Source organism: Bacteroidales bacterium (assembly GCA_014860575.1).
Lineage (GTDB): Bacteria > Bacteroidota > Bacteroidia > Bacteroidales > JAAYJT01 > JAAYJT01.
This window is the reverse complement of sequence record JACZJK010000058.1, coordinates 18,996-27,612: the sequence shown is the minus strand read 5'-3', so window position 1 is coordinate 27,612 and position 8,617 is coordinate 18,996. Positions and strand designations below refer to the sequence as shown.

General features: G+C 38.6%; 9 protein-coding genes and 1 pseudogene. All 10 read left to right on the top strand.

Annotated elements, in window-relative coordinates; genetic code table 11:
* Nucleotides 1–255 (top strand): hypothetical protein (locus IH597_16160; protein MBE0663991.1); only part of this gene is annotated, 255 nt, incomplete at its 5' end.
* A 17-nt stretch (nucleotides 256–272) separates the two neighbouring features.
* Nucleotides 273–422, top strand: a pseudogene (locus tag IH597_16155) (tyrosine-type recombinase/integrase).
* A 359-nt stretch (nucleotides 423–781) separates the two neighbouring features.
* A complete protein-coding gene (locus tag IH597_16150; GenBank protein MBE0663990.1) occupies nucleotides 782–1,657 on the top strand; it encodes a hypothetical protein in 876 nt (291 codons plus the stop codon).
* 430 nt (nucleotides 1,658–2,087) lie between these two features.
* On the top strand, nucleotides 2,088–2,384 hold the full coding sequence (locus IH597_16145) for a helix-turn-helix domain-containing protein (GenBank protein MBE0663989.1): 297 nt from the start codon (nucleotides 2,088–2,090) through the stop codon (nucleotides 2,382–2,384).
* 99 nt (nucleotides 2,385–2,483) lie between these two features.
* On the top strand, nucleotides 2,484–3,044 hold the full coding sequence (locus tag IH597_16140; protein MBE0663988.1) for a hypothetical protein: 561 nt from the start codon (nucleotides 2,484–2,486) through the stop codon (nucleotides 3,042–3,044).
* A gap of 380 nt (nucleotides 3,045–3,424) precedes the next feature.
* On the top strand, nucleotides 3,425–3,859 hold the full coding sequence (locus IH597_16135) for a hypothetical protein (protein ID MBE0663987.1): 435 nt from the start codon (nucleotides 3,425–3,427) through the stop codon (nucleotides 3,857–3,859).
* The gene (locus tag IH597_16130) at nucleotides 3,765–4,340 is read left to right on the top strand and encodes a hypothetical protein (GenBank protein MBE0663986.1); all 576 of its coding nucleotides are present in this window, start codon (nucleotides 3,765–3,767) and stop codon (nucleotides 4,338–4,340) included. Before IH597_16135 ends, IH597_16130 begins: the two co-directional genes overlap by 95 nt.
* A 366-nt stretch (nucleotides 4,341–4,706) precedes the next feature.
* Nucleotides 4,707–6,080 (top strand): hypothetical protein, encoded by a 1,374-nt coding sequence (locus IH597_16125; protein MBE0663985.1) that lies wholly within the window; start codon nucleotides 4,707–4,709, stop codon nucleotides 6,078–6,080.
* A gap of 2 nt (nucleotides 6,081–6,082) precedes the next feature.
* Nucleotides 6,083–8,134 (top strand): RNA-directed DNA polymerase, encoded by a 2,052-nt coding sequence (locus IH597_16120; protein ID MBE0663984.1) that lies wholly within the window; start codon nucleotides 6,083–6,085, stop codon nucleotides 8,132–8,134.
* 157 nt (nucleotides 8,135–8,291) lie between these two features.
* The gene (locus IH597_16115; GenBank protein ID MBE0663983.1) at nucleotides 8,292–8,522 is read left to right on the top strand and encodes a hypothetical protein; all 231 of its coding nucleotides are present in this window, start codon (nucleotides 8,292–8,294) and stop codon (nucleotides 8,520–8,522) included.
* Nucleotides 8,523–8,617 lie beyond the last annotated feature (95 nt).

Genomic DNA, 8,617 nt, shown 5'->3' with positions numbered 1-8,617 from the left:
GTATATTACCTTCTGGGGAAAAAACACCATCTGGAAACCGGTTTAAACTTCGCGGTTGGCGTAACAATCAATGATATAGAGGATGAGAAATACTTTTACAGGAGATTTTCTCCATCAATAAGCTACAGGTTTGAAAACTTCCAGAAAAGGTCAATGTTCTTCAGTATCGGCCTGGCTCCGGTACTTTACAACGACGAAGATGAAGGCCTTGTGTTTGAACCCTGGATCAAGCTCGGCATCGGATATTCTTTTTAATGAATTAATACACCTCCCGCCACACCTGGGCAACCCGTGCCCTCCGCAAAGGAATGCGTATCGAATACGTTTCAAAACTCATGGGCCACGCCTCCATCAAAACCACCCAGGTTTATGCAAAAATCGTAAACGAAGAACTCGATAAAGCCATGGACGTTTTTAATTGATAAAGCCATCCTAACCCCTCATTAATACACAATCTTCCCGTCTCCCGACTTCCGACTCCCGTCTCCCGACTTCCGACTTCCGACTTCGGACTTCCAACTTCGGACTTCCGACTCTCCACTTCCCTATATCAAGATTTTATCAATCTCGAAATGTTGATAAATAATTCTCCCGTTTTCCTCGGTTTGACCCAAATGTGATTTTTGTATTCAGTATTTTTATGCCACAAATTTTCATTCTAAGAAACCAAAACTTTACAAGATGTCTCAACTTCCAAACCCGCAAACAACGGGGTTAACACTCCTACGCTTCAAGCTTTATCACTATTGTGTTTTTCTCATATCACTAAATGCAACCCGTTATGGCTGACCACTTCCCCAAGCTCCAACACGTTCAGTTCTTTGAACACCCTTTTTCCGAACCCTCTCAAACCACTCCTGATGATTTCGCCATCATCATCAGCGGCCCTTTTACTATCCACCAATTTTGTCAGAACCTATTCCAGAAGATCTTCACCATAGGCCTTTCCGAAATCGCCACTTTTCTCGATTACCATTGCAGCCAGGTTAAAAACCCATCCCGCTGGCTCAATTCCCTCGAAAAACTAATCAAGCTCAACATTGATCTTTTCGACACCCGGCCACTCCACCACCGCCACACCAAGCTCATTTCCGAAATATGCCTTAAACGCCTTACCATGCAAATGAACCAGCCAAAATCCAAAAAGTCAGCCGGCAAACTCAACGGCTACTCCGACGAAAAAGAATATTCCTTCTCCCAGGTAAAGGACCACCTCGCCACCTTGGAAACCACCGAAGAAAAAATTGCCCTCCTCCAGGATCAGATCATTGATTATCGTCAGAACCCGCCCGACTTTATCTGCACCAAAGAACAGCCTTTCGATCACCAATGCAACCTCGAAATCGAACGCCTCGAAAAACAGGAATTACTTTACGAAAAAATCAACCGGAAAAAAAACAATGACAAGCAGGGCCACAAAATGCCCTTCAACGGAAACCTTAATGTCTTATGCGATGTATATTATAAGCTGATGATGAAAAGAGCCCCTAATGGTAAGCCTATCCTTCCATGGTCTATAACCCAGGCCACCGATCACATCTGCAATTCCTACTGCGAAGCCGATGGCTCATCCCTCAGCCCTGCCACCGTCCGAACTTACCTCAGCCCCTCAAAACCTGAAAGCCGCCCAATTTCAGAAAATGAACTGGAAATATAAAAAACTATTATTTGCTCCTTTATAAAATAGCTCGTAAGCAGCTTTCTCATTCTTCCCCAAAAGTCACATAAAAGTCACATTCTTGCTTAAACCAGTTTTGTAAATAATTCTATACTAATCTATTACAAGCCTTAAAAATCACATTAAATAATGTGATTGATGTGGCTTTCCAATTTTTGCTCCCTTTTGCACTTTCAACCCAATTTTTTATAATCGTGTTTATCAGCACATTAAGACATGAATCCATGTAACATGTGTGTATATTTAACCCGCTTTTTCAAAAGTCACACAAGCCCCCAAAACGCCCACAGGGCATATTGCTGTATATCTGTTTGTTACAAAAAATCGAGCCACATGTGGCTGTTTTGTGATAGTGTGACTTTAATTTCCTACCTTACTTTGCCGCCATACACTTAAAACCAAAAAGTATATGGAAGCAATCATCATTCCTAAAGATCAGTTCAACGAGCTCCTTGCAAAAGTCGAGCACATCATCAAAACCATTGACGGCATTACAGCCAGTCCAAAGGAATCCTTTGTCGACAATGCCGAGTTCATCCGCCTAATGGGCATCTCAAAACGCACTGCCCAAACCTGGCGCGACGAGCAGCGCATTTCCTTCTCCCAGATCGGCTCCAAAATCTACTACAGCCTTTCCGACGTCAACCAGCTCCTCGCCAAAAACCACCGCCCCGCCTACACCCCTCGTTCCCGCTCCCGCCATTAATGCTAACTAGATCAGCATTCAATGGCTCTATGGTTCAATAGTCCAAAATTCAAATGTTCTATTGTTCTATTGTTCTCCTGTTCAATTATCCAAAATAAAATGAAAAATCCTCTCAATTACCCCAATCCGTGCGTCGGCCTTCCCAAACAGCGGGCCGGCGCTGGCTGTGAATTGAAAAATGCCTGGAAATTCAGCAAAGGCAACGAAGATTGTTTGGGAGAAAACAAAGCTGACTTCATAACTTACCTTGAAACGCCAGCGACTGCACAGCTTTGTTTTCAACCATTACTTTGCTTGAATTTCCGGCATTTTTCAAGAGCGGGGGGCAGCTTTGTTTGGGAAAGTATTTTTGGTCCTTTTGTTACGACAAAAGGACAAGAAAACAAAATTGCGCGGCAGACCCGACCCGTAGAAAACAAGCATTTTCCATACAGCCTTGATCTTTTTGTAAACTTTTTGGATCAAGCCAAAAAGTTTGACATAATTCAACCATTACTTTGCTTGAATTTCCGGCATTTTTCAAGAGCGCGGGGAAGCTTTGTTTGGGAAAGTATTTTTGGTCCTTTTGTTACGACAAAAGGACAAGAAAAACCAACAATAACTTATTTGACCCATCCCGAGAAAACAAGCATGCTCTTTAAACCTAAATCAAAAATCTAAAACCTGAATTCACCATGTCACCCGATCACGGCTGGATAAAATTACACCGCAAGATTCAGGAAAACCCTGTTTGGCGGCAAAAGCGCAAATTCAGCATGGCCGAAGCCTGGATTGATATTTTATTGGAAGCCCGTCACAACCCGGTACCAGAAACAATTATCATTGGTTTGTATTCTATTCAATGCAACCGTGGACAGTGCATTAAAAGCTATGATACTTGGGCAAATCGCTGGAATTGGTCCAGATCAAGAGTTCGGCGTGTTCTGAATTTGTTTCAAAACATGAATATGATTTGTCTCAAAAACGTCACAAAATCGACACAGATAACTGTCTGCAATTATGATCTTTACAACCCTCTGCGAAACGCAAATGAAACGCAAATGAAACGCATTCGGCACGCAAATGAAACGCATTCGGCAACAAACAAGAATGTAAAGAATGAAAAGAAAGAAAATAATGAAAATAATAATATCACTATCGTTCAAATCACCGATCCAATAAACATCCCGTTCGATGATTTCTGGAACGCCTACGACAAAAAAGTAGGCAACAAAGAAAAATTGCGCCGCCGCTGGCTTGCCCTTTCCGATTCCGACCGCCAGGCCGCCATGGATTACATCCCGCTCTATCTCCACACCCAGCCCGATAAAAAATTCCGCAAAAACCCCGAGACTTTTCTCAACAACAAATCCTGGACCGACGAACTAATCTTTCCATCCCATGAACCAAAACAAAAATCCGGAACCTCCCGCATTAGCCGAAGCTTTGTCGAAGAAGTCTATTCAGGCCTTCCTCCCGAGCTCCGCCCTGGTTAAAACCATAACCACTTTCCCGGCAATCTGGGAGGCAAAAACCCCAACACTGGGAGGCTTATCAGTAAAGCTCGGCGAAGAAACCGCCAAGAACCTCATCATGGCCTGGATCATCCACCTCAGCGCCTCGCTCAATGTGGGCCGTGGCATGACCGACTTCCAGATCCGCGACGCCGCTGAGGTCATCCTCGTCGAATTCCCCTACCTCACCATTGCCGACATCGCCTTCGTCTTCCGCAAAGCCAAAACCGGCTATTACGGCGAGCTTTACGACCGCCTCGACATCACCGTCATTTCACGCTGGTTCCACCGCCACTGGTCCGATCGCCTCCAGGCTGCCGAAACCCAAAGCTACACCGCCCACCTTCAATACAAATCCGATTCTTTCCCCCGTTCCTCCTCCGACGATCAGGATCGCACCGCTCACCAACTCGCCCACTCCCGCTACCTCCTCGATAAATCCAATAAACAACCGAAAACTTGAACCCATAAAAATCGCACCCTTTTCATAGCCGCAATTCCCATCCCCAATATTTCTTTTCCAACCATTGCTTCCGCTTTAACTTTTCTGTTTACCTTGCAACCCTAAAACATACTATAAAGCATTTCTTTACACTCTATCAAATACACCCATATATCCATCCACCATTCATTGCAAATCTATGCCCATCATCCAGCTACAAATAATGCCATTTATTAAGATTATATCAAAAACAGGCCTTCAGTCATACATATACAATCGTTTTCAGGTGTATTAGTATGATTCTTGTCATACCTATTAAACGTTGGCAACAAGCGTAAAAAGACAACAGTACTATTGAAAACAACAGTAATAAAAGAAGAATAATTAATGTTAGACCAATCCTTTTCAGCAGGAAATTTTAGAAAGATACTCGATATTGAGAATCGCAAGGGATTTTACCTTGAAGGAGAATTTTATGCTGACATTGATGAAATAAATAAAAAAATAAAGGACTTAAATTCAGATATTAGAATACTAGGGACAAAGGGGCTTTCCAAGGAGGATTACATTAAAGAGAGGGAAGCGATTGACGATAAAAAAGAAGAACTAAAAGCTAAAAGGGAAGAAAAGCTAATTGAGAAATTGGCAGTTGTTAGTTCAGCGGTTACTGCTGAAAATTTCAAACTACAAATTGTGGTTGACACCACAATTACTGCAAAGCCTGTTTACAAAACCGCTCATAATTTAGAAAACATTCTGGCATTAAAACAACTTCAATACAATTTCCGAAAACTTTATAAAGTAAAACAGTCAAACCGCTACTCAATTATTAGTCAACTGAAAAATTTACTAGACGACAGTTTCCCAAAAATCATTGTTAAGACCGACATAAAAGAATTTTATGAAAGCATTCCACATGACAAGTTGCTAAAGAAGTTATATGATGAAAATTTACTGACTCATTTATCAAGACGATTTATTCAGCAAATTTTAAGTGAGTATAAAACTTTAGCAGCAACAACAAAAGGAGTTCCAAGAGGAATCGGTATTAGTCCTTACTTAACTGAACTATACATGAGAGATGTTGATGCTAAAATAAAGTGCATTCCAAATGTCATGTATTACGCAAGGTATGTTGACGACATAATTGTGATTTTCATGCCTGACATTGTCAATACAACCCGTGATTATAAAAAGACCATCAAAGATATTTTCATTGATGAAGGGTTAACAATGAATGAAGATATAGATAAGACGAGAATTATTGGCTTAACGGACAAACACAGAAAGCAGAATTACTTCATTGAATATTTGGGCTATAAATTTATTTCCGGCTATGATGCTAACAAGCACATTCCGCTTAAACTCACAATTTCTGAAAAGAAAAAAAAGAGATACGGTGAACGGCTATCAAAAGCATTTACTCTCTATGAAAAGCAATCTAAAGGAAATGAGAAGCAAGCAAGAAAACTTTTCGTAAAGAGAATTAAGTTTTTAACGAGCAACACCCGATTGGTAAACAATAAAAGAAATGTAATAACAGGAATTTACTACACCAACAGTTTAGTAAATACAAATACGGACTTCCATGTGTTAGACCGTTATTTTGCAACATTGATTAGAAAATTTGCTTTACCTGCTGCATTAGCAAATCGGATTAGCCCCCCTAAGAATTCCTTTGTAAAAGGTTTCGACCCAACATGCATTTCAAAATTTAATGCAATTGAATTAAACACTATGATGAAAAGCTGGACAAAGTGAGAATAAAGAAGAAAAAATATATAAAATTCAAAAAAGAAAGAGTTATTCTTTCTGATATTTTGCCATTTGAAGTGCCAGTAACATTTACAAACAGGCATTTGTATTCTTACTTGTTGTCTTGTAAAATCAAATTAGAAGGGGAAAAAATTAGCATTAATAAAAATAACTCTTCAGCCAACCAAGAAATTGTAAAACTATTGTTTGGAATAAATTCATCCAAACCTTTTGCAGATGGCAAAGTAAATTTCAAAGAAGATGAAAGAGATTCTATTCCCTTCGGTTACAAAATAGTTCACAACGAAAATGATTTCCGTGAACTTACAATTATTCATCCCAAAAACCAACTCGCAGTAATTGAGTTTTATGACAAATACAGGGATTTAATTCTCTATTACAGTAGTATCAGCCCTTTCTCAATTAGAAAACCTTATCGCATTGCGAAATACACTTACTTCAAAGACCAACTTCATTTAGAAAAACTTGCAGAGCTGACAGATGAAATAGTCGAGCAGAATGATTTGGAATATGAAAACCTAAAAACATTTTTTGTCTATAAAAAATACAGCAACATTCATAAGTTTTACGAATCGTATCAGTATCACCGTTGCGAAAAGAAATTTAACCGACTTTTTAAATTCGATATTTCAAAATGCTTTGATAGTATTTACACCCACTCCATTACTTGGGCTTTGCTTGACAAAAAAGTTGTGAAAAAGAATTTGAATGACTCCAAAAAAACTTTCGGAAATGTATTTGATAATTTGATGCAAAAACTCAATTACAACGAAACTAATGGAATTGTAATTGGACCCGAATTTTCAAGAGTATTTGCTGAATTGATTTTGCAAAAGATTGATGATAACGCTAAGAGAGAACTTGAAAAAGAAAAACTGTTTTCCAAAAAGGACTTTGAGATATTCAGATATGTTGACGACTACTTTGTATTTTACAATGAAGAACCAGCTAAAGAAAAAATCCTTACTGCTTTTAGGTTAGGTTTACGAGAATTCAAACTTTACTTGAATGAGGCAAAGACACAGCATTACAACAAGCCCATTATTACTGAGATCACAATTGCCAAGCAAAAAATAATTGACCTTCTGAATGATTCACTTTCGTATCATCTCGAGGAAATATTTGTAAAAGAGGAAGGAATTGAAGAGCCAGTAATAAAGCACAAAGGGAAAATCTACATTGATTCAAACAAACTCATTACAAAATTCAAAACCATAATCTTTGAATCAAAAATTGATTACAAAGATATTTTGAATTTCACTTTCGCAATCATTGAACGCAAACTTCGTTCGCTGATAAAGTCCTACTTCAAAATTATCCGTGAAAAGAATACCGAGAAGGAATTCATTAAATCCTTGCTTGAATTATTTGACTTTGTTTTCTTTTTGTATTTAGTTTCCCCAAGAGTAAATACAACGATTAAACTTTGTAGAGTTTTAAGGTTAGCAACAACAACTCTCAATTTAAAAGACAAATTTAGCATTGACTTCAAGCATCTTGTTTTCAAGAAAATTTACGACAACATAATTTTCACACTACACAAAAATAAATCAGTTAAGCATACACAAGTAGAAACACTTTATTTGCTTATTGCTATAGGAGAATTGGGAAACAAATATTGGCTAACAGAGGATGTTCTTACAAGTTATTTGGGAATAAAAAAGGACACAGATGTTTTTAGTTGCGAATCAGAATTAAACTATTTCACTATTGTTGTTTCACTTTTTTACATGAAAGACAAGGTGAGATATAAAAACCTTCGTTCCTTTGTGCTTGAAAAAGCAGTTGAGAAATTTGAAAGCGTTGATTACGATTTCAGAATAAAAAAAGCCGAACTGATTTTATTGCTCTTTGATTTAATAGCATACTCTTATATAGACATAAGAGCGATAAAAAGGAAACTATTGAATTTGTATAAAGTTACAGATGCGACACTTCAAGACGACATCATTAAAGCCAGAAGTAATTGGTTTACTACATGGACAGATTTCGATTTTGGAAAAGAACTGGATGCTAAACAAAGTCAAGAAGTTTATTAATGAAACTGAAACAGTCCAACCGTTAACGCCATAGGTGGCACACACACAAGCAGAGTTAATCATTCTTAGAAATAGAATGTTTAACAGGAAAAGCAGCAGGGACTGGCTGCTTTTCTTTTAAAAAAATTAAAACACTTTGAAATAAAATTATTTTAGAATGGAAAGAGTAGCATATCAAGACAAGATTTATATTGAGATAACAGAACGCCAGTTGCCAACAAAGGCTATATGCAATAAGGGTTTCAGTGGTAATTCAAACATTCTGCCCCGCATCAAGTTCGGTGTAACTTGGCAGGAAAGTCGCCCGCAATCCCCAACGATTTCATACCGCCAACCGTTACAAGCAAGCCTAAAAGATGACACTGCAACCATCAATCGGACAACTTAACCATCGGACTTTGACATCTTGAACAAGCTTTTCAGCTAATTAAAACTGGTGACACTTTCGCTGTATCTTGACACTCAAGCCGACCCAAATGGTTT